Source organism: Pseudomonas sp. SIMBA_068 (genome assembly GCF_046534705.1).
Taxonomy (GTDB): Bacteria; Pseudomonadota; Gammaproteobacteria; order Pseudomonadales; family Pseudomonadaceae; genus Aquipseudomonas; species Aquipseudomonas putida.
In genome coordinates, this window is sequence record NZ_JAWRYI010000190.1 from 1 (window position 1) to 334 (window position 334).

Annotated in this window: 1 protein-coding gene; it reads right to left on the minus strand. The window is 59.6% G+C overall.

The window, feature by feature from the left end:
* A partial coding sequence (locus tag SB756_RS28770) for a dermonecrotic toxin domain-containing protein (RefSeq protein WP_410912921.1) occupies positions 1 to 334 on the minus strand: 334 nt, incomplete at both ends.

A 334-nucleotide genomic window follows, 5' to 3' on the forward strand; every position in this document is an offset into this window, starting at 1 on the left:
TTATGCAACGCAGCCGTCAGCAACGGTTGCACGCTGTGGAGTGTCCTCCACGGTGTATGCAGGCGTGGTGCTGCGCTGGGCAGAGGCACATCGTCCTCGATGTAGACCTGCATGCTTCGCACATCGACATCGTCCAGGCCCTTGGCGCGCAATGCCTTTTCGAGCAGGGGCGTGGCAAAAGCCTCCAGGCTGGGAATGCCTGCCAACCTGTTTTTGACATTTTCCGCAGCGGCCTGCTGCTGGCGCAGCGCCCTGTGCAAGGTCAGAAGAAGATCGACATTGGCAGTTCTCAGCCAATCGGCAAGCTGGCGGGCAATGAAGGCATCGACGGAAT